The following is an 18,363-nucleotide window of genomic DNA, read 5'->3' as shown; positions in this document are numbered from 1 at the left end:
AACCCTGCCAGAGCAGGGCTCTCTAATAAGACTTAGCGACGAACGGCGATCGCTTCAATCTCGATTTTCACGTCTTTCGGCAGACGGGCCACTTCCACGCAAGAGCGTGCCGGGAAGGTCGCGTTGTGCTCGGTGAAGAACGCTTCGTAGGTCGCGTTGACGGTGGCAAAATCGTTCAGGTCTTTAACGAAAACGGTCGTTTTTACGATATCGCCCACTTTCAGGCCTGCAGCTTCTACGATAGCTTTTACGTTTTCCAGCGACTGACGCGCCTGAGCGGACACGTCTTCCGCTACGGCACCGGTTTTCGGATCGACCGGGATCTGACCGGAAGTGATTACCATGCTACCCAGGTCAACACCCTGAACGTATGGGCCGATTGCTGCTGGTGCATTTTCCGTCGCGATAGTCTTGCTCATGATTTCTCCTGAATTACAGCGGTAATAGAATGTTCCCGCTCATTATACACGTCATCCTTCACACTGCCTCTTCGTTGGCTACGTCCTCTTACCCTGGTCACATAGTTTACTATGCTCCCAGTGATAATCGGACTTGCCGCCTCGATGCATTGCGAATGCTTATGTGTAACGGGAGCCGGGATCTCATAACCAACCCCAATTAGTTGGCCAGCACCACATAATGCGAAAACTCTTTTTCACAGTATTTGCATTTGAGTGCGATGTCATCGGCGCGCTTTTTCACTGCAAAACTGGAGGAAACCGGCTCAGCATGGCTGATACAGTTGCTGTTCGGGCACACCAGCACGTTGTCGATGCGCTCCGGCAGGCTGGGGCGTGATTTACCCACCACATCATAATCGTCAATGCGGTTTACCGTTGCCTGCGGAGCGTACAGGGAGAGCTGGTTGACCTGCTCGTCGGTCAGGAAGGTATTTTCGATTTTAATCAGGTCTTTACGGCCCATCTCGCCAGACGGCAGGTTCAGTCCGATAGTGATGCGCTGGTCGGTTTCGGTCAGTTTGAACAGCGTCAGCAGCTTAAAACCAACCTGTGCGGGGATATGGTCAATCACGGTGCCACGTTTGATGGCTTCAACCTGCAGTTTGTTATCGTGTGTCATCTCTTTTTCTCCCTTACAGTGCCAGTTCGCTATTCAGTACCAGTGCCAGTAACGCCTGGCGGGCGAAGATGCCGTTGCCAGCCTGCTGGAAATACCAGGCATGCGGCGTCTTATCGACATCGGTGGTGATCTCATCGATGCGCGGCAGCGGATGCAGCACCTTCATGTTCTCTTTGGCTCCCGCCAGATCGCTGGCGCGCAGAACAAACTGCGCTTTCACATTGGCGTATTCGGACGGGTCCAGACGCTCTTTCTGCACGCGGGTCATGTAGAGGATATCGACCTCCGCCATCACTTCTTCGATGGTGCCGTGCAGGCTCCAGGCAATACCTTTTTCATTCAGCATATCCAGAATGTATTGCGGCATCGCCAGCGCGTCCGGGGCGATAAAGTAGAAGCGGTTACCTTCAAACTTCGCCAGCGCCTGGGTCAGGGAGTGGACGGTGCGGCCATATTTCAGGTCGCCCACCATGGCGATGTGCAGATTGTCCAGCCGACCCTGCGTTTCCTGAATGGTAAACAGATCCAGCAGCGTTTGGGTCGGGTGTTGGTTGGAGCCGTCGCCGGCGTTCAGTACCGGAACGTTATCGGAGAACTCCGTTGCCAGACGCGCAGCACCTTCCTGCGGGTGACGCATCACGATGGCGTCGACATAAGTGCTGATGACGGAAATGGTGTCGGCCAGCGTTTCGCCTTTTTTGCCAAGCGACGTGTTGCTGCTGTCAGAGAAACCTACCACGCTGGCGCCCAGGCGGTGCATCGAGGTTTCAAAGGATAAACGGGTGCGGGTTGACGCCTCAAAGAAGCAGCTGGCGATGACCTTATGCTTTAACAGCTCCGGCTGCGGGTTGGCTTTTAATTTCGCCGCCGTCGCGAGGACCAGATTGAGGTCGTCGCGGCTGAGGTCGTTTATGGAAATGATGTGTTTTTGATAGAGCGGGTTAGCCATGTTTATCTCCTGACGCCTGGGCAAAAAAAAAGCCCCTCAATTGAGGGGCTCGGAATGGATGATCAACGGAAAGAAAAACGGCAGGCCAGCGTCCTTTTTCAGACGCGGTAAGACAAAATGTCGTACACACTGAACCATACATCCTCCCGGCAAATTGTCCGCGATTATACTCAGCTCCGTTATGGGATCAAGCGAAAAATGCACGATTTATTCATCGCAAACGGTTCTTATGAATTTTAATTCATTTTAAATAGATAGTTAATCTGCTTGTGCACCAGCCCCGTTCGCTGCACGACTCGCGGCGCAACCCAGACAATACTGCTGCCAGCGATGACACCCAGAATCTCTGGTAACGCGTGGTAATCGAGGATTCTGGCAACGGCACGGCCATAACCTGCTGCAGTGTGAATGAGGATAAACTCGCTATTGTGTTCCACGCTGACCACCATTTCAGCAATCGATCGGGCAGCATCAGGAGCGGGTCGAGATTGCGGATTTACAGAATAAATTTTTTGCCCTTTTGTATTTCTTATCTTTATAGCACCGAGCAGTTTCAACAGACGAGATACCGTTGACTGGCTAATCCCGGTAAAGCCATGCTGCTGTAGATCCCGACGCAGCGCTTCCTGGGACAGGTAGCTTTTTTCAGTAATCAGGCGCTGACAAATCGCCAGCTGTTTCTGTTCTTTGGTCGAGTAATCATCGAATTCCTTCATAAAAACACCCTAAATTTATTATTTGTATCAATGCGATGGCGAAATTCACCACATTTGCTATATCAATAACGGCTCAAACGGGCGGTTGTGCAGAAAAACGAGAGCACGCTCAAAAAAGCCGTCGGGAGCCGACGGCCAAAACGGCTACAGCATTGCGCCGATACTCAGGACGACCATGTTCAGCACCGTCAGAATCAGCAGCAGCGGGGCGACCCATTTCAGGTAGCGCACATAAGGAACGCGAGCGATAGCCAACCCGCCCATCACGACGGCTGAAGTGGGGGTGATCAGATTCACAATGCCAGAAGCGGATTGGTACGCAGTAACGACCAGATCCCTTTGCACATGGGCGAAGTCGGCCAGCGGGGCCATAATGGGCATCGTGAGCACCGCCAGACCAGACGAGGAAGGGACCAGGAAGGAGAGCAATACTTCCAGCCAGTAGGTCACATTGATGAAAATGGTGGTGGAAAGACCGGAGACTAAATTTTCGGCGCTGTGCAGAATGGTGTGGGTAATCATACCGTTATCCATCACCACGACGATACCGCGCGCAATGCCGATAATCAGCGCCACGCCGAGCAGATCCCGCGCACCGTCAATGAAGGTACTGGTGAAGGCTTCTTCGCTCATGCGGGCAATCACGCCGACGATAATCGCAGAAGCCAGAAAGACTGCGGATATTTCTGCCATCCACCATCCGAGTACCGCGACGCCATAAATCATTACCGCAAAGGCGGCGGCGAATATCAGCAGGATCCACTTACGCGTAGCTGTGAATTCAAGGTTAGCGTTGCCGCGATTGCCGAGGAAATGCGCGCGGTTTTCCTCCATTTTATCCGCCACAATCGACAACTCCGGGTGATTGCGGACTTTGCGCGCATAACGCATGACCCACACTACGCAGATAACATAGCCGACGACCAGCAGCAGAATGCGCATCAGCATTCCCTGGGTGAAGGGGATCCCGGCGGCGTTAGCCGCGATAACCGTCGCGAAAGGGTTGATTGTCGAACCGAGCGTGCCGATGCCTGCGCCGAGTAGCACGGTCGCCGCCGCAACCAGTGGATCAAAGCGCGCGGCCATCATGACCGGAACTAATAAGGTGTAGAAAGGGAGTGATTCTTCCGCCATGCCGTAAATCGTGCCTCCGGCGGCGAAAAGCCCCATCAGAATGGGGATCATCCACTCTTCTTTGCCGTTCAGCCTGACCGTCACGCGTTCGATGCCTGCGTCGATGGCGCCCGTTTTGTTTACCACGCCGAGAAACCCACCGATGATCAGGACAAACAGCGCGACATCAATTGCGCCTGCGGTGTAGGTTTCGTGGTTATAAAGCCCGTCAATCGGTGCCAGCAGGACAGCGGTTATGCCTTGTGGATGCGCCTCGGTCGGGGCATAAGTACCGGCAACCGGCACTTCTTTGCCGAGGGTAGCATTCATCGCCATCTGGTATTTCCCTGCCGGGACAATCCAGGTCATAACGGCGACGAGTGCAATGAGAATAAACAGGATGGTATACGCGCTGGGAAATTTGAATTTGCCCATGATGTTCTCCGGATAGCTTGGGCATATGCCGCCAGGCGACACATGCCCGCAGGGGTTAGTCGCCGAGTGTCGCTACCATGACCGCTTTAATGGTATGCATCCGGTTTTCCGCTTCGTCGAAGACGATGGAATGCGCTGACTCGAATACCTCTTCCGTGACTTCAAGTCCTTTCAGACCGTAAGCCGCTTCGATTTCACGGCCCACTTTGGTGTGCTCATTATGAAAGGCGGGCAGGCAGTGCATGAATTTCACATTGGGATTGCCGGTCGCATTGATGACCTGCTGATTAATCTGGTAGGGCGTCATCAGGCTGACGCGTTCTGCCCACGCTTCTTTAGGTTCGCCCATCGAAACCCAGACATCGGTATAGAGGAAATCTACGTCGTATACCCCTTCCGCAACATCGTCCGTGAGCGTAATGCGTGCGCCCGTTACGCTGGCGATTTCGCGGCATTCGGCAACCAGCGCCTCGTCCGGCCAGAAGGACTTTGGCGCGACCAGACGAATATCCATCCCCATTTTCGCCGCGCCGACCATCAGCGAATTACCCATGTTGTTGCGGGCGTCACCGAGGTAAGCGAAGCTCAGCTCCGGCAAGGTTTTACCCGGCGCGTGTTCCAGCATGGTCATCAGATCCGCGAGGATCTGGGTGGGGTGAAATTCATTTGTTAGCCCGTTCCAGACCGGCACACCGGCGAATTGTCCCAGTTCTTCCACGATCTCCTGGCCGTAGCCGCGGTATTCGATGCCGTCATACATGCGGCCTAGCACGCGGGCGGTATCTTTCATCGACTCTTTATGGCCGATCTGCGAGCCGCTTGGGCCGAGGTAGGTGACCTGTGCGCCCTGATCGAAAGCGCCGACTTCAAAGGCGCAGCGGGTGCGAGTGGAGGTTTTTTCGAAGATCAGCGCGATATTTTTACCGACCAGCGTTTGCCTTTCGCGCCCGGCTTTTTTTGCCGTTTTTAATTCGATAGCCAGATCGATCAGGTACTGGATTTCTGCAGGGGTGTAGTCCAGCAGTTTGAGAAAATTGCGATTTTTCAGGTTAACAGTCATGAAAATGTCCTTATGTAGGCCGGATAAGGCGCAGCCGCCATCCGGCAAAAAAAGCCCTAAGCGTGAGCGTCGGTGGTTTCGAGACGAATGAGCGTGCCTTTGTCGCCGGCGAGAATGGCCGGACCGTCGGCCAGTGAACCGATGCCAGCAATCCCCCGACAGTGAGAGACGAATTCCGCGCAGGCGGTGACTTTGGGGCCCATTGAACCGGCGTCGAATTGCATTTCACCGAGCAGTTCCGGGGTGACCTGGGCCAGCGGGCGCTGGGTAGGTTTGCCCCAGTCGAGGTACACGGCGTCAGCATCGGTGAGGATCAACAACGCATCGGCATGGAGTTGGCGGGCGAGCAGGGCGGCGGAGAGATCCTTGTCGATCACTGCTTCAATGCCGTGGAAGCCATCGGCTTTTTCCACCACCGGTACGCCGCCACCGCCGTTGCAAATCACCAGATGATCGCGGGCGATCAATGTGCGAATAGCATCACTTTCAACGATACGTTTGGGTTGTGGAGAGGGCACAACGCGACGGAACGCTTTACCATCGGCTTTGAAAATCCAGCCCTTTTCCGCGTGTAGCGTTTTAGCCTGATCGTTGTCGTAAATCGGTCCGATATATTTGGTCGGATTACTGAAGGCTGGATCGTGGGCATCGACTTCAACCTGAGTCAGCAGGACGCTAATTTCACGTTGCGGCAGCTGGTTTTTCAGCGCTTGTTGCAGCATATAGCCAATCATTCCCTGACTTTCCGCACCGAGAATGTCGAGCGGATAAGGGGTAACGCGGTCATAAGCGCTGTTCTGTAACGCCAAAAGTCCAACCTGTGGGCCATTGCCGTGCACCAGAATCACGCGCCATTGCTGCGTAAGCTGAGCGATAGTTTTTGCCGCCAGCTCAATATTCTTGCGCTGGATGTCAGCTTCCAGCGGTTCACCGCGTTTGAGCAGCGCATTGCCGCCCAACGCCACAACCAGAGTAGGTTTGTTTTCCATAACGTCTCCTTAAATACCGTCGCGTTCCAGTGGGCAGCTCATGCAGCGCGCGCCGCCGCGTCCGCGTCCCAGTTCGTCGCCAGGAATGGGTAAAACGGTGATACCGGCTTTGTCGTATTTTTCGTTGGTCCAGATGTTGCGCTCGTAACCCACCACCACGCCGGGGCGCAGCGTCAGGACGTTGTTGGCGTCGTTCCACTGTTCGCGTTCAGCTTCGAAGGCGTCGCCTCCGGTGGTGATCAGCGTGATTTGGTCGAGGCCCAGCGCTTTTTCGAGGGCGTGTACCAGCGTGCTTTCCTGGGTGCGTTTCAGGCCGCCGCGCCCGTCTGGCGTCAGGGTCCAGCACTGGACATCCGGGCGTACCACTTCCGGGTAGACGGAGAAGGTATCGATATCGATGTGGGTCATAACGGTATCGAGGTGCATACAGGAGCGATGTTTCGGCAGTTCAACCGCGATGACGCGTTCAGCCTGGCGATGCTTAAACAGCGACTGGGCAAGGAATTCAATGCCCTGCGGCGTGGTGCGTTCCGACATACCGATGAGTACCGCGCCGCGACCAATCACCAGCACATCGCCACCTTCTAATGTGGCGTGGTCGTAATTAATATTTTCATCGCCGAAATATTTAATAAATTCACCATCGGCAAATTGTGGATGCCAACGGTAAATTGCTCGCAGGTTATTGGTTTCCCGCTGGCGTGCGGTTTTTGCCATCGGGTTAATGGATACACCGTTATATATCCAACAGGAGGTATCGCGAGTAAATAGGTGGTTGGGTAATGGCTTCATAATAAAGTCATTAATATCGTGAGTATCGACCACCATATTTTTGATGGAGGCAGGAATTTCCCCGTAGGTTAGCCCGCCGCTTAAATGCCGGGCGAGTTCCCGGTGCTGCATATCTGCAAGCCATGCGCGAATATCGGTAGCGAAAGCGGGGCCAAGGCGATAATCAGAGATTTGTGTCTCCAGCAGCCAGCCTTTGGCATCCGGGACATCTAAGGTTTGTGTCAATAAATCAGTGAGTAACAGAACCTCAATCCCTTGCTGACGTAACGTGTTGGCGAAAATGTCATGTTCTTCTCCTGCACGTTCTACCGAAAGAACATCATCAAAAAGCAGTTCCTGACAATTTGATGGCGTCAGCCTTTTTAAGCTGAGGTTAGGGCGATGTAGCATTACGCTACGTAATTGACCGATTTCAGACCCGACATAATGCTTTTCCATCATTATTCCTTTAATACGATTTTAAAAAATAAAGAGGAGGTGCCTGCAAATAATATTTATTGCAGCCATGATTTTTCAGCTGATTTCAGAATCTATATTTAGATCTTATTTGATGAGGAAATGTGATTTATTTCACAGTCAGGTCGATGGTTGGCTTTTGTTGTTTAATTTATGAGATGGCTCTGAGAATTAACAAAATAAAAATGCGAATAATTGAATTACTACGCGGGAATATGTCTTGTTATTTATCGGTGTTAATTTTATGTACATGTTTAAAAGTGCTGCAATATAAGTAATGTATTGATTTGTTTGTGCTTTTTTATGTGTAATGAATTATTATGCGAATTTATGATTTTATTATTTGCACTGTAATGCTTATTTCAAAATAAATATGATGATGAAGAAGGATAGTGAAGGAGATGTGAACTGTGATCGATGGCTGGTTTTTCTAACAAAGTTTTTAAGAACAGTGGGTTACTGATTGGATTGAAAAAGGGTGGCCGAAATTTATGCAGAGTTTATGCATAACCTGTTGCTGAGAGTTAGCAATTATTTAACATAATCAGCGATAAACATGCGTTGACGCAAAATATCAGCAAATAGCAGTGGTATGGCAGGCGGTTTTTTCGTATAACAACAAAAATGAAACGTTGTTTTAATTGAGGGGTTTGAGATGATTGTCGGCAATATTCACAACCTGGATGCCTGGCTGCCGGAAGAGCTGCGTCAGGCAATTGAACACATTAAAGCGCATGTGACGGATGCGACGGAAAAAGGTAAGCACGACATTGACGGCGATCGCCTGTTTTATCTGATTGCCGAAGATATGACGGAGCCGTTTGCACAGCGCCGCGCCGAGTATCACGCCCGCTATCTGGATATTCAGATCCTGCTCAAAGGCCAGGAAGGAATGACCTTCAGCACGCAGCCTGCGGGCGCGCCGGAAACTGACTGGCTGGCGGATAAAGATATCGCCTTCCTGCCGGAAGGGGTACAGGAGAAAACGGTGGTGCTGAACGAAGGTGATTTCGTGGTGTTCTATCCGGGTGAAGTGCATAAACCGCTGTGCGCGGTCGGTGCACCAGCGCTGGTACGCAAAGCTGTGGTGAAAATGCGGGTAGCATAAGCGTGATTGCCGGGTGCGGCTGCGCCTTACCCGGCCTACGAAACATCATTATTTGGCAAGCGTTGCGACCATCACCGCTTTGATGGTGTGCATCCGGTTTTCCGCCTGATCAAATACGATACTGGCGGGTGATTCAAAGACCTCATCAGTCACTTCCATACCGCCGTGCAGACCATATTCCTGTGCCATTTGTTTGCCAAGCGTGGTTTGATCGTCATGAAACGCGGGCAGACAGTGCAGGAATTTCACCTGTGGATTGCCGGTCAACGCCATCATCGTGCTATTAACCTGGTACTTACGCAGCAGCGCAATACGTTCGGCCCACTTCTCTTTTGCTTCGCCCATTGATACCCAGACGTCGGTATAGATAAAGTCCGCACCTTTCACGCCCGCGGCGACATCTTCGGTCAGCGTAATATTGCCGCCGTTTTTCAGCGCCAGCGCTTTGCACTCCGCCACCAGGCTCTCTTCAGGCCAGCATGCCTGCGGCGCAACCAGGCGCAGATCCAGCCCGGTTAACGCAGCGGCTTCCAGCATGGAATTGCCCATATTGTTGCGGGCATCACCGGTGTAGACCAGCGTCATCTCATTAAACGCTTTACCCGGCAGGTGTTCCTGCATAGTTAACAGATCCGCCAGCAGCTGGGTGGGATGAAACTCGTTGGTTAATCCGTTCCACACTGGAACTCCGGCATATTCCGCCAGCGTCTCGACAATCTCCTGGCCGTGGCCCCGATACTGAATACCGTCGTACATGCGGCCGAGCACGCGGGCGGTGTCTTTGATCGACTCTTTATGGCCAATCTGGCTGCCGCTTGGCCCGAGATACGTCACGCGCGCGCCCTGATCGTATGCGGCAACTTCGAAAGAGCAACGGGTGCGGGTTGAGTCTTTTTCGAAGATGAGCGCGATGTTTTTACCGGTGAGTTTAGCGACCTCAGTACCGTTGTTCTTATCCGCCTTAAGCTGCGCGGCGAGCTGGAGCAGTGACGTGAGTTCAGCAGAGGTGAAATCAAGCAGTTTCAAAAAGTGCTTCTGATAAAACGCAGACATGGTTCCCTCACATGGCTTAGGCCATTTATTGAATTAAAATTCAATTTATATGGATGTTTATTCATTTGCAACCTTGTTTAACAAATCTTTCCTGGAAAGGTGGAGGCAATGACAGCGGTATGTGACAATAAGAGTATCGGCAGGACATTATGAGGAACGAGCCATGGCAAACCCGGAACTACTGGAAGAACAGCGTGAAGAAACGCGCTTGATTATTGAAGAGTTACTCGAAGATGGCAGCGATCCAGACGCGCTGTACACCATTGAGCATCACCTTTCCGCGGATGACTTCGAAACCCTGGAAAAAGCGGCAGTAGAAGCCTTCAAGCTGGGTTATGAAGTGACCGAGCCGGAAGAGCTGGAAGTGGAAGAAGGCGACACGGTTATTTGCTGTGACATCCTGAGCGAATGTGCACTGAATGCGGAGTTGATCGATGCTCAGGTTGAGCAACTGATGAACCTGGCTGAAAAATATGATGTGGAATACGACGGTTGGGGCACCTATTTTGAAGACCCGAACGGCGAAGAAGGTGAAGACGGCGACGATGAAGATCTCGTCGACGAAGATGATGACGGCGTGCGTCACTAAGTCATCTACTGACCTGCGGTAGCCCAGGCTGCCGCAGGCCAAGGACAATGTATGGATTACCTGCAAATACTCTCCCCGATCCACAATTTCCTGCACTGTAAAACGCCCCAGGCCTGGCTTGATAAAGCGCGAGACCCGGCTAATCTGCCTCTGTTATTGACCGACCACCTCGTCTGTGAGCTGAAAGCAGCGCAAACGGCGATGCTGCTGGTGCGTAAGTATGTCGCAGATAAACAGGGATCTCAGGCGCTGCTGGACTGGCTGAAACCCTATGAAGCGTTTGCTTTCAGAGAAGGGGATGAGCCGGATTTTATCGCGCTGAATAAACAGATAAGCAAAAGCGTGATGCCGCAAACCGACGACCCGTGGGGACGCAAGCTTATCGACAGCATGGTTTTGCTGATCAAGGAAGAACTGCATCATTTCTGGCAGGTGCGTGAGGCGATGATGAGTCGCAACATTCCCTATATTAAGATTACCGCCAGCCATTACGCCAAAGGCATGCTCAAAGAGGTGCGCACCCACGAGCCGCTGACGTTAATCGATAAACTGATTTGCGGGGCTTACATTGAGGCGCGTTCCTGTGAACGGTTCGCCGCGCTCGCACCGTATCTGGATGACGATTTGCAGGCGTTTTATCTGTCGCTGCTGCGATCCGAGGCGCGGCACTATCAGGATTACCTGGCGCTGGCGCAGCAAGTGTCTGACGAAGACATTACGCCGCGAATCAAGCTGTTTGGTGAAGTGGAAGCCGAATTGATTTCAACACCGGATGAAGAGTTCCGTTTTCACAGTGGGGCGCCGGTATAACAGGGTAAATATCGACGAGTCTTTTCATGCGTTTATATGGCTTGCCTGATTGCGGCAGGCCATCATTACCCGCGATTCACTGATTGTCGGATAAAATCACATCTCTTATCGCATCTTCGATTTGATCGACAATATCTCTCCAGGACTGCGTAATATCGTTAGTGGAGTCTGCGCTGGAATAGGAAGCGCCTATCTTCTGATTTTTTATAACGACCCGGCCGTTAAGTGTGAGTGTCATCACGCCATCCAGTACGGTGGTATAGTTTACTCCGCTTTGTGTGGTATCGACGGCATACGTATAAGTCGTGTTTATACAGTGGGTTTCATTCAGACCGGTTTTTCTTATTACATTGTCCCGATCGCGTTCTAAGACAGGGCGGTCATAGCAACTTTGTGCAGCGCCTTGTCTTTCTTCTGGTACTGTTTGAGAGTAGTTCTCAGAGAATCGTTCTGCTTTATTGAGGTGTAGTGTAATAACGATATTATTTCCGGTTTTTTGAGGTTCCTGTTGAATATCGATGCGATAATCTTGAATCGACAGCGGATGCTCTATGTATGGCCCGGCACTATCCATCATTTTATTCAGCGAGGGTTTTTGATAAGGCCTTTCGATCATTGGGATAACTTTGTCAGTTATTACATTGATGCCATTAATTTCCTTATTGCTTGTGTTTTTTATAATTAAATGATAAATCGCATTGGTATAAGTGTTTTGCAACGCACTGATTATATTTTGATTGTCTGGAGTATAATAATAACAGGACAGCAGCTTATAAAGCTTTTTCGTTTTATTAGACTCTTTTTGCGCCGACCGGTACCAGGCATCACTGGCATCACTTGCGGCATAGTATATGGAAACCGAGAATGGATTATATTCCGGTTTGATTTGGGTTTGCATTTCTGGCGGCATTAATTCCATGATGTGCCTCATCTCAGGTAGCCAGCAAATATAGCTCTGAGCTTTTGTTTCGATATCGCTATGCCGTGATTGCGAATTGACGTTTTTAAGCGAATCCATCATTCTGTTGTAATTATTAACGTAGTTTTGTAGCACTATTGTAGTGGATCCACTGCCGAAGCCATTCAGGGCTTCTTTCCGCGCCTCTTGCAGTAGATAAAGACTGTAACAATACTGCTGTTCGGGCATATAGCGGTCAGATGCTTCAGAAATTAATTTATTAACTTTTCCACGCGTGGACAGTGAGCAGGATGTTAATGCTATGGTGGTAATTAGAACAAAAATATTTCTATATTTCATTGTATTTTCCTTGGCAAAAATTGTTGCCTTTATTTTAGGTGTATCCTCCAGTGTTAAAGTATAATTAGGGGCGCTGATGATGGGAATTGATGAAATCTGAAAAATACTTTTATTGTCATAAAAACGTCTACGGCCTTCGGTGTGCGAACGTGAATTGACCGTAGAGGTATGCGGGGTCTGAAGATCGCTACAGCGCCTTCAACATCCGCACTTCACAATCGACATGCCCTGTACAACCCAGCGGCCCGTCAATGTGTTCAAACCCAAGATGTTCATACAGCGCAATGGCTTCGGTCAGGAAGGCGGTAGTTTCCAGATAGCAGCGTTTAAAACCCTGCTCGCGGGCATGTTCAAGCGCCATCAGCGCCAGTTTTTTCGCCAGCCCCTGACCGCGCGCGCTCGACAGGAAGTACATCTTTTGCAGCTCACAAATGTCTGGTTCACTACATCCTAACGGTGCAACACCGCCGCCGCCCACGACTTCACCGTTTTGCTCAACCACCCAGTAGGCCGCGCCCGGCTGGCTGTAAACCTGGAACAATTCGTCCAGATTAGGGTCGGCAACGGTGTAGCCTTTATCGGCGGTCAGGCCGTATTCAGCGGAAACTTTGCGGATAACGCGGGCAATTGCGGCGTTATCATCGGCAGAAATTCGGCGCAGCGTTGCCGCGACGGAGGTAATGGCACTCATAGCGAACTCATGACATAAAAGTGAGACATATGCAGTTAATACCACTGCGGTGAGGGGAAGCGCAAGCGAGGATAATTCAATAAAAAGCCTCTGAGCATATGCGTCAGAGGCTTTTTATTGTCTGCGGCGTCGGATGCGCTACGCTTATCCGACCTACGTTGACGGTGCCCGTAGGCCGGATAAGCGCAAGCGCCATCCGGCAAACGTATGGGCACGATTTTTACAGCGCGGCGATAACCGCCTGCTGCTCAATCAGCTTCGCTTTTGCTTCCGCGTAACCGTCCAGCTTTTCACGCTCTTTGGCGATCACCGCTTCCGGGGCGCGAGCCACAAAGCCTTCGTTGGAGAGCTTGCCTTCGATACGGGCAATCTCACCTTCGATTTTCGCCACTTCTTTCGCCAGACGCGCCAGCTCATCGTCTTTGTTGATGAGGCCAGCCATCGGGATCAGCAGCTCGGCGCCGTCGATGATTTTGGTCACGGAGACCGGCCCTTTGTCATCGGCTGGCAGCACGGTGATGCTTTCCAGACGCGCCAGGTTCAGCAGGAAGCTACGGTTGTCGTTCACGCGACGCATCGCATCCGCGCTGCAACCACGCAGCAACAGCTCCAGCGGTTTGCCTGGGGCGATGTTCATTTCCGCGCGGATGTTACGTACGGCCACGATCGCCTGCTTCAGCCATTCGGTATCGGCCAGCGCCGCTTCGTCTACCTGAGCCGCGTTATATTCCGGGAATGGCTGCAGCATGATGGTATCTGCGGTGTTGCCACAAATCACTTTCACGCGCTGCCAGATGGTTTCGGTGATGAACGGGATGATCGGATGCGCCAGGCGCAGCAGACCTTCCAGCACGGTGACCAGCGTATTGCGGGTGCCGCGCAGTTCAGCATCCGTTCCTCCGGTCATCACCGGCTTGGTCAGTTCCAGATACCAGTCACAGAACTGGTTCCAGGTGAATTCGTACAGAATGCCCGCAGCGATGTCGAAGCGGAAGTTATCCAGCGCTTCGCGGTACGCTTTAACGGTCTGGTTGAATTCAGCGAGGATCCAGCGATCCGCCAGAGACAGGGTCATTTCGCCGCCGTTGAAGCCGCAATCATTTCCTTCGGTGTTCATCAGCACAAAGCGGCTGGCGTTCCACAGCTTGTTGCAGAAGTTACGGTAACCTTCCAGACGCTTCATATCCCAGTTGATGTCGCGGCCGGTAGAGGCCAGCGCCGCCAGGGTGAAACGCAGGGCGTCGGTACCGTGCGGTTCGATGCCGTTCGGGAACTGCTTCTCGGTACGCTTGGCGATCTTCTCAGCCAGCTGCGGCTGCATCATGTTGCCGGTACGTTTTTCCAGCAGCTCCGGCAGCGAGATACCGTCGACCATATCCAGCGGGTCAATCACGTTGCCCTTGGATTTGGACATCTTCTGGCCTTCGTCGTCACGGATCAGACCGGTCATGTAGACGGTATGGAACGGAACCTGCGGCTTGCCGTTTTCATCTTTGATGAAGTGCATGGTCATCATGATCATGCGGGCAATCCAGAAGAAGATGATGTCGAAGCCGGAAACCATCACGCTGGTTGGGTGGAACTGACGCAGCGCATCGGTGTTTTCCGGCCAGCCGAGGGTAGAGAAGGTCCACAGCGCGGAGGAGAACCAGGTGTCGAGAACGTCTTCGTCCTGACGCAGCGCAACGTCGGCGCCGAGGTTATTTTCCTGACGCACTTCATCTTCGGTACGGCCAACGTAGACGTTGCCGTCGTTGTCATACCATGCCGGGATACGGTGACCCCACCACAGCTGACGGGAAATACACCAGTCCTGGATATCACGCATCCAGGAGAAGTACATGTTTTCGTACTGCTTCGGTACAAACTGGATGTCACCATTCTCAACCGCTTCAACCGCTGGTTTCGCCAGCACGTCGGCACGCACGTACCACTGGTCGGTCAGCATCGGTTCGATAACCACGCCACCACGGTCGCCGTAAGGCACGGTCAGGTCGTGAGGTTTGATCTCTTCCAGCAGGCCCAGCGCATCAATGGCAGCGACGATCGCTTTACGCGCGGCAAAGCGTTCCAGCTTCTGGAACTCAGCCGGGATTGCGTTGGAGTAAACGTCGGACTCTTCACCTTTGGTGTCGTACACTTCCGCGGTTTCACGGATGTCACCGTCAAAGGTCAGAATGTTGATCATCGGCAGGCCGTGACGTTTCCCGACTTCGTAGTCGTTAAAGTCGTGTGCCGGGGTGATCTTCACGCAGCCGGTACCTTTTTCCATATCGGCGTGTTCATCACCGACAATCGGAATGCGGCGGTTAACCAGCGGCAGGATCAGGAATTTGCCGATCAGGTCTTTATAACGCGGGTCTTCCGGGTTCACGGCCACGCCGGTGTCGCCCAGAATGGTTTCCGGACGGGTGGTCGCCACGACCAGGTAATCTTTACCGTCTGCGGTTTTCGCGCCGTCGGCCAGCGGATAGCGGATGTGCCACATGGAGCCTTTAGACTCGCGGTTTTCCACTTCCAGGTCAGAAATAGCGGTGCGCAGTTTCGGGTCCCAGTTGACCAGACGCTTGCCACGGTAAATCAGGTCTTCTTTGTACAGGCGAACGAAGACTTCTTTCACGGCATTGGAAAGGCCTTCGTCCATGGTGAAGCGCTCGCGCTCCCAGTCAACGGAGTTGCCGAGACGGCGCATCTGACGGGTAATGGTGCCGCCGGATTCCGCTTTCCACTGCCAAATTTTGTCGATAAACGCTTCGCGACCGTAGTCGTGACGGGTTTTACCTTCTTCAGCGGCAATCTTACGTTCAACCACCATCTGGGTTGCGATACCCGCGTGGTCGGTACCGGCCTGCCACAGGGTGTTTTTGCCCTGCATGCGCTGGTAGCGAATCATGGTATCCATGATGGTTTGCTGGAAAGCATGACCCATATGCAAACTGCCGGTGACGTTCGGCGGCGGGATCATGATGCAGAAGGACTCTTTGCTTTCATCGCCGTTAGGTTTGAAATAGCCCTGCTTTTCCCAGTGCTCGTAAAGCGGCTGTTCGATATCTTGTGGGTTGTATGTCTTTTCCATTATTTCCAGGTTGCCGTATTCAGGTTAAAACCAGCCACGCGGTAAGCTTTGTAGCGATCGCGTGCCGATTGTTTCAAAGAATCTTCGTAAGGAACGAAGTCTATCACTTCTGTGAAAGCGGTGGCAAAATCTGCAAAGCCAACGCGTAAACTGATGAGCAGGTCGCGCGGGCTGCTGTTGCGTTTTTCCGGCCAGGCAATCTCTACCGGGGCGCCGCCTCTGGGGCCTTCACCCGCCAGATTATGTGGAACAAAGCTTTCTGCCGGTCTTGCCCACAGGGCTTCATCCAGTCGCAGAGCCTGCTTTTCGTTTTCACAGGCGATCAGCACACGCTTGCCAGCCCGCCAACGTTCTGCGGCAATTTCACACACCAGTTGTTCAACGGCGCTGAGGCCGTCGATGGTGTTGTCATTGTCCAGAATATAGAACGTTGCATTTCTCATATATGGGGCTTCTTTTGGTGGATTTAAATGCGAAGCCGGATGGCGCTACGCTTATCCGGCCTACGGTTAAATACCCAATGTAGGCCGGATAAGACGCGTATGCGGCGCCATCCGGCAATCATGCAAACTACTCTTCGCCGTTAAAACCGGCACGATTGAGCAGGAACTGCGACAGCAACGCGACCGGACGACCGGTTGCTCCTTTGGCTTTCCCTGAACGCCATGCGGTACCGGCGATATCCAGGTGCGCCCAGTTGTACTTACGGGTAAAGCGTGACAGGAAGCAGCCCGCGGTAATGGCGCCGCCAGGGCGTCCGCCGATGTTCGCCATATCCGCAAAGTTAGACTCTAACTGCTCCTGGTATTCATCACCCAGCGGCAAACGCCACGCGCGGTCGCCAGCCTGCTCGGACGCACCGATCAGCTCATGCGCCAGCGGGTTGTGGTTCGACATCAGGCCGGTGATGTGATGGCCCAACGCAATCACGCACGCGCCGGTCAGGGTCGCAACGTCAATCACCGCCTCCGGCTCAAAGCGTTCGACGTAGGTTAACACGTCGCACAACACCAGACGGCCTTCGGCATCGGTATTGAGCACTTCAACGGTCTGCCCGGACATAGTGGTCAGCACATCGCCCGGGCGATACGCGCGGCCACCCGGCATGTTTTCGCAGCCCGCCAGTACGCCGACGACGTTGATGGGTAGTTGAAGCTCGGCCACCATGCGCATTACGCCGTACACTGCCGCCGCGCCGCACATGTCGTACTTCATCTCATCCATGCCTTCGGCTGGTTTGATGGAGATACCGCCGGAGTCGAAGGTTAACCCTTTACCGACCAGCACAATCGGACGCGCGTCTTCGGACGGATTGCCTTTGTACTCGATGACCGACATCAGTGACTCGTTCTGCGAGCCGTGGCCGACGGCGAGATAAGAGTGCATACCCAGCTCTTTCATCTGCTGCTCGCCGATCACGCGGGTCACAACATTTTTGCTGTAGCTGTCTGCCAGCTGACGCGCCTGAGAAGCCAGATAGGCGGCGTTACAAATATTTGGCGGCATATTGCCGAGATCTTTCGCCGCTTTAATACCGGCAGCAATGGCCAGGCCGTGCTGGATAGCACGCTCGCCGCTGGTCAGCTCACGGCGGGTCGGTACGTTGAAGACCATTTTACGCAGCGGGCGGCGCGGCTCGCTTTTGTTGGTCTTCAACTGGTCAAAGCTGTACAGCGTTTCCTGGGCCGTCTCAACGGCCTGGCGCACTTTCCAGTAGTTATTGCGTCCTTTGACGTGCAGCTCAGTCAGGAAGCAGACGGCTTCCATTGAGCCAGTATCATTCAGCGTATTGATGGTTTTCTGAATGACCTGCTTGTACTGGCGCTCATCAAGTTCACGCTCTTTGCCACAACCAATGAGGAGAATTCGCTCAGACAGAACGTTAGGAACATGGTGCAGCAACAGGGTTTGACCCGGTTTGCCTTCCAGTTCGCCACGACGCAGCAGTGCGCTGATGTACCCGTCGCTGATCTTGTCGAGCTGCTCTGCAATCGGAGAGAGGCGGCGTGGTTCAAAGACACCCACGACGATGCACGCACTCCGCTGTTTCTCCGGGCTACCGCTTTTTACACTGAACTCCATGCACTACGCTCCTGAATCTTAAAGACAACAGCGGTGGCTACGGATAGAATTGCAAGCTTTCGTAACTCATACCCGCTGTTGCGGTGACTTCGTGTTAATCTTAACG

The 18,363-nt window shown here is 52.7% G+C and carries 20 protein-coding genes; 4 read left to right on the top strand and 16 right to left on the bottom strand.

The features are described 5' to 3' along the window. Positions 1 to 32: 32 nt before the first annotated feature. From ridA to pyrL, 4 genes are all read right to left on the bottom strand, one after another. Positions 33 to 419, bottom strand: coding sequence for a 2-iminobutanoate/2-iminopropanoate deaminase (ridA, locus tag SK32_RS13235; protein ID WP_000047544.1), 387 nt, complete (start codon positions 417 to 419; stop codon positions 33 to 35). Positions 420 to 618: 199 nt separating this feature from the next. After that, entirely contained in the window at positions 619 to 1,080 is a 462-nt protein-coding gene (pyrI, locus tag SK32_RS13230; protein ID WP_003025816.1) for an aspartate carbamoyltransferase regulatory subunit, read from the bottom strand. A gap of 13 nt (positions 1,081 to 1,093) precedes the next feature. Next, positions 1,094 to 2,029, bottom strand: a complete 936-nt coding sequence (gene pyrB, locus SK32_RS13225) for an aspartate carbamoyltransferase (RefSeq protein ID WP_048212836.1) — start codon at positions 2,027 to 2,029, stop codon at positions 1,094 to 1,096. Between the two features lie 36 nt (positions 2,030 to 2,065). After that, on the bottom strand, positions 2,066 to 2,167 hold the full coding sequence (gene pyrL, locus SK32_RS24810; RefSeq protein WP_016155570.1) for a pyr operon leader peptide: 102 nt from the start codon (positions 2,165 to 2,167) through the stop codon (positions 2,066 to 2,068). On the opposite strand from pyrL, the gene SK32_RS26040 reads away from it, so the two are divergent. Further along, on the top strand, positions 2,147 to 2,269 hold the full coding sequence (locus tag SK32_RS26040; RefSeq protein WP_086523826.1) for a hypothetical protein: 123 nt from the start codon (positions 2,147 to 2,149) through the stop codon (positions 2,267 to 2,269). The two genes, pyrL and SK32_RS26040, sit on opposite strands and share 21 nt — an antisense overlap. Here SK32_RS26040 and SK32_RS13220 read toward each other — a convergent pair. The 5 genes from SK32_RS13220 to arcA form a co-directional block, all read right to left on the bottom strand. Next, entirely contained in the window at positions 2,266 to 2,745 is a 480-nt protein-coding gene (locus SK32_RS13220) for an arginine repressor (RefSeq protein WP_043018242.1), read from the bottom strand. The two genes, SK32_RS26040 and SK32_RS13220, sit on opposite strands and share 4 nt — an antisense overlap. Before the next feature lie 144 nt (positions 2,746 to 2,889). Further along, positions 2,890 to 4,293, bottom strand: a complete 1,404-nt coding sequence (locus SK32_RS13215) for a YfcC family protein (protein ID WP_048212835.1) — start codon at positions 4,291 to 4,293, stop codon at positions 2,890 to 2,892. A 55-nt stretch (positions 4,294 to 4,348) separates the two neighbouring features. Next, positions 4,349 to 5,353: an ornithine carbamoyltransferase gene (gene argF, locus SK32_RS13210; protein WP_048212834.1), complete on the bottom strand. Its 1,005-nt coding sequence runs from the start codon at positions 5,351 to 5,353 to the stop codon at positions 4,349 to 4,351. A 56-nt stretch (positions 5,354 to 5,409) separates the two neighbouring features. Continuing rightward, positions 5,410 to 6,342 carry a carbamate kinase gene (gene arcC / locus SK32_RS13205; protein WP_048212833.1) on the bottom strand — a complete coding sequence of 311 codons (933 nt, stop codon included), beginning with the start codon at positions 6,340 to 6,342 and terminating at the stop codon, positions 5,410 to 5,412. A gap of 9 nt (positions 6,343 to 6,351) precedes the next feature. Next, the gene (gene arcA / locus SK32_RS13200) at positions 6,352 to 7,572 is read right to left on the bottom strand and encodes an arginine deiminase (protein WP_048212832.1); all 1,221 of its coding nucleotides are present in this window, start codon (positions 7,570 to 7,572) and stop codon (positions 6,352 to 6,354) included. Positions 7,573 to 8,245: 673 nt separating this feature from the next. On the opposite strand from arcA, the gene SK32_RS13195 reads away from it, so the two are divergent. Beyond that, complete coding sequence (locus tag SK32_RS13195; RefSeq protein WP_008786059.1) at positions 8,246 to 8,698, top strand: YhcH/YjgK/YiaL family protein; 453 nt, start codon at positions 8,246 to 8,248, stop codon at positions 8,696 to 8,698. A gap of 48 nt (positions 8,699 to 8,746) precedes the next feature. On the opposite strand, the gene argF (SK32_RS13190) is transcribed toward SK32_RS13195, so the two are convergent. Continuing rightward, positions 8,747 to 9,751, bottom strand: a complete 1,005-nt coding sequence (gene argF, locus SK32_RS13190) for an ornithine carbamoyltransferase (protein ID WP_048212831.1) — start codon at positions 9,749 to 9,751, stop codon at positions 8,747 to 8,749. Beyond that, on the bottom strand, positions 9,721 to 9,816 hold the full coding sequence (argL, locus tag SK32_RS26745) for a putative translational regulatory protein ArgL (RefSeq protein ID WP_371414776.1): 96 nt from the start codon (positions 9,814 to 9,816) through the stop codon (positions 9,721 to 9,723). The genes argF (SK32_RS13190) and argL overlap by 31 nt, the downstream gene beginning before the upstream one ends. A 98-nt stretch (positions 9,817 to 9,914) precedes the next feature. On the opposite strand from argL, the gene rraB reads away from it, so the two are divergent. Next, complete coding sequence (rraB, locus tag SK32_RS13185) at positions 9,915 to 10,340, top strand: ribonuclease E inhibitor RraB (protein WP_003025845.1); 426 nt, start codon at positions 9,915 to 9,917, stop codon at positions 10,338 to 10,340. A 51-nt stretch (positions 10,341 to 10,391) separates the two neighbouring features. Continuing rightward, positions 10,392 to 11,150 (top strand): tRNA isopentenyl-2-thiomethyl-A-37 hydroxylase MiaE, encoded by a 759-nt coding sequence (gene miaE / locus SK32_RS13180; RefSeq protein WP_048212830.1) that lies wholly within the window; start codon positions 10,392 to 10,394, stop codon positions 11,148 to 11,150. Positions 11,151 to 11,226: 76 nt separating this feature from the next. Here miaE and SK32_RS13175 read toward each other — a convergent pair whose 3' ends face one another. The 5 genes from SK32_RS13175 to pepA all read right to left on the bottom strand — a co-directional run bounded on the left by SK32_RS13175 (position 11,227) and on the right by pepA (position 18,257). Then, a complete protein-coding gene (locus SK32_RS13175) occupies positions 11,227 to 12,408 on the bottom strand; it encodes a hypothetical protein (protein WP_048212829.1) in 1,182 nt (393 codons plus the stop codon). Between the two features lie 187 nt (positions 12,409 to 12,595). Next, the gene (locus SK32_RS13170) at positions 12,596 to 13,099 is read right to left on the bottom strand and encodes a GNAT family N-acetyltransferase (RefSeq protein WP_048212828.1); all 504 of its coding nucleotides are present in this window, start codon (positions 13,097 to 13,099) and stop codon (positions 12,596 to 12,598) included. Between the two features lie 220 nt (positions 13,100 to 13,319). Next, positions 13,320 to 16,175: a valine--tRNA ligase gene (locus SK32_RS13165; RefSeq protein ID WP_048212827.1), complete on the bottom strand. Its 2,856-nt coding sequence runs from the start codon at positions 16,173 to 16,175 to the stop codon at positions 13,320 to 13,322. Further along, positions 16,175 to 16,618, bottom strand: a complete 444-nt coding sequence (holC, locus tag SK32_RS13160; RefSeq protein ID WP_048212826.1) for a DNA polymerase III subunit chi — start codon at positions 16,616 to 16,618, stop codon at positions 16,175 to 16,177. The genes SK32_RS13165 and holC overlap by 1 nt, the downstream gene beginning before the upstream one ends. A 127-nt stretch (positions 16,619 to 16,745) precedes the next feature. After that, on the bottom strand, positions 16,746 to 18,257 hold the full coding sequence (gene pepA, locus SK32_RS13155; RefSeq protein ID WP_003025870.1) for a leucyl aminopeptidase: 1,512 nt from the start codon (positions 18,255 to 18,257) through the stop codon (positions 16,746 to 16,748). Between the last annotated feature and the right edge of the window lie 106 nt (positions 18,258 to 18,363).

The sequence above is a fragment of the Citrobacter sp. MGH100 genome, assembly GCF_001034465.1.
Lineage (GTDB): Bacteria > Pseudomonadota > Gammaproteobacteria > Enterobacterales > Enterobacteriaceae > Citrobacter > Citrobacter youngae.
Note: the sequence above shows the minus strand (reverse complement) of the source record. Positions and strands in the feature narration are given on the sequence as shown.

What these genes read in the sequence shown, in the direction of transcription:
- argF (WP_048212834.1), bottom strand. Translation starts at nt 5,353, where the DNA reads ATGACTGTTAACCTGAAAAATCGCAATTTTCTCAAACTGCTGGACTAC.
- rraB (WP_003025845.1), top strand. Translation starts at nt 9,915, where the DNA reads ATGGCAAACCCGGAACTACTGGAAGAACAGCGTGAAGAAACGCGCTTG.
- SK32_RS13215 (WP_048212835.1), bottom strand. Translation starts at nt 4,293, where the DNA reads ATGGGCAAATTCAAATTTCCCAGCGCGTATACCATCCTGTTTATTCTC.
- SK32_RS13175 (WP_048212829.1), bottom strand. Translation starts at nt 12,408, where the DNA reads ATGAAATATAGAAATATTTTTGTTCTAATTACCACCATAGCATTAACA.
- pepA (WP_003025870.1), bottom strand. Translation starts at nt 18,257, where the DNA reads ATGGAGTTCAGTGTAAAAAGCGGTAGCCCGGAGAAACAGCGGAGTGCG.
- SK32_RS13220 (WP_043018242.1), bottom strand. Translation starts at nt 2,745, where the DNA reads ATGAAGGAATTCGATGATTACTCGACCAAAGAACAGAAACAGCTGGCG.
- argL (WP_371414776.1), bottom strand. Translation starts at nt 9,816, where the DNA reads ATGAATAAACATCCATATAAATTGAATTTTAATTCAATAAATGGCCTA.
- SK32_RS13195 (WP_008786059.1), top strand. Translation starts at nt 8,246, where the DNA reads ATGATTGTCGGCAATATTCACAACCTGGATGCCTGGCTGCCGGAAGAG.
- arcA (WP_048212832.1), bottom strand. Translation starts at nt 7,572, where the DNA reads ATGGAAAAGCATTATGTCGGGTCTGAAATCGGTCAATTACGTAGCGTA.
- pyrL (WP_016155570.1), bottom strand. Translation starts at nt 2,167, where the DNA reads ATGGTTCAGTGTGTACGACATTTTGTCTTACCGCGTCTGAAAAAGGAC.
- SK32_RS26040 (WP_086523826.1), top strand. Translation starts at nt 2,147, where the DNA reads ATGTCGTACACACTGAACCATACATCCTCCCGGCAAATTGTCCGCGAT.
- arcC (WP_048212833.1), bottom strand. Translation starts at nt 6,342, where the DNA reads ATGGAAAACAAACCTACTCTGGTTGTGGCGTTGGGCGGCAATGCGCTG.
- miaE (WP_048212830.1), top strand. Translation starts at nt 10,392, where the DNA reads ATGGATTACCTGCAAATACTCTCCCCGATCCACAATTTCCTGCACTGT.
- pyrI (WP_003025816.1), bottom strand. Translation starts at nt 1,080, where the DNA reads ATGACACACGATAACAAACTGCAGGTTGAAGCCATCAAACGTGGCACC.
- SK32_RS13165 (WP_048212827.1), bottom strand. Translation starts at nt 16,175, where the DNA reads ATGGAAAAGACATACAACCCACAAGATATCGAACAGCCGCTTTACGAG.
- argF (WP_048212831.1), bottom strand. Translation starts at nt 9,751, where the DNA reads ATGTCTGCGTTTTATCAGAAGCACTTTTTGAAACTGCTTGATTTCACC.
- holC (WP_048212826.1), bottom strand. Translation starts at nt 16,618, where the DNA reads ATGAGAAATGCAACGTTCTATATTCTGGACAATGACAACACCATCGAC.
- SK32_RS13170 (WP_048212828.1), bottom strand. Translation starts at nt 13,099, where the DNA reads ATGAGTGCCATTACCTCCGTCGCGGCAACGCTGCGCCGAATTTCTGCC.
- pyrB (WP_048212836.1), bottom strand. Translation starts at nt 2,029, where the DNA reads ATGGCTAACCCGCTCTATCAAAAACACATCATTTCCATAAACGACCTC.
- ridA (WP_000047544.1), bottom strand. Translation starts at nt 419, where the DNA reads ATGAGCAAGACTATCGCGACGGAAAATGCACCAGCAGCAATCGGCCCA.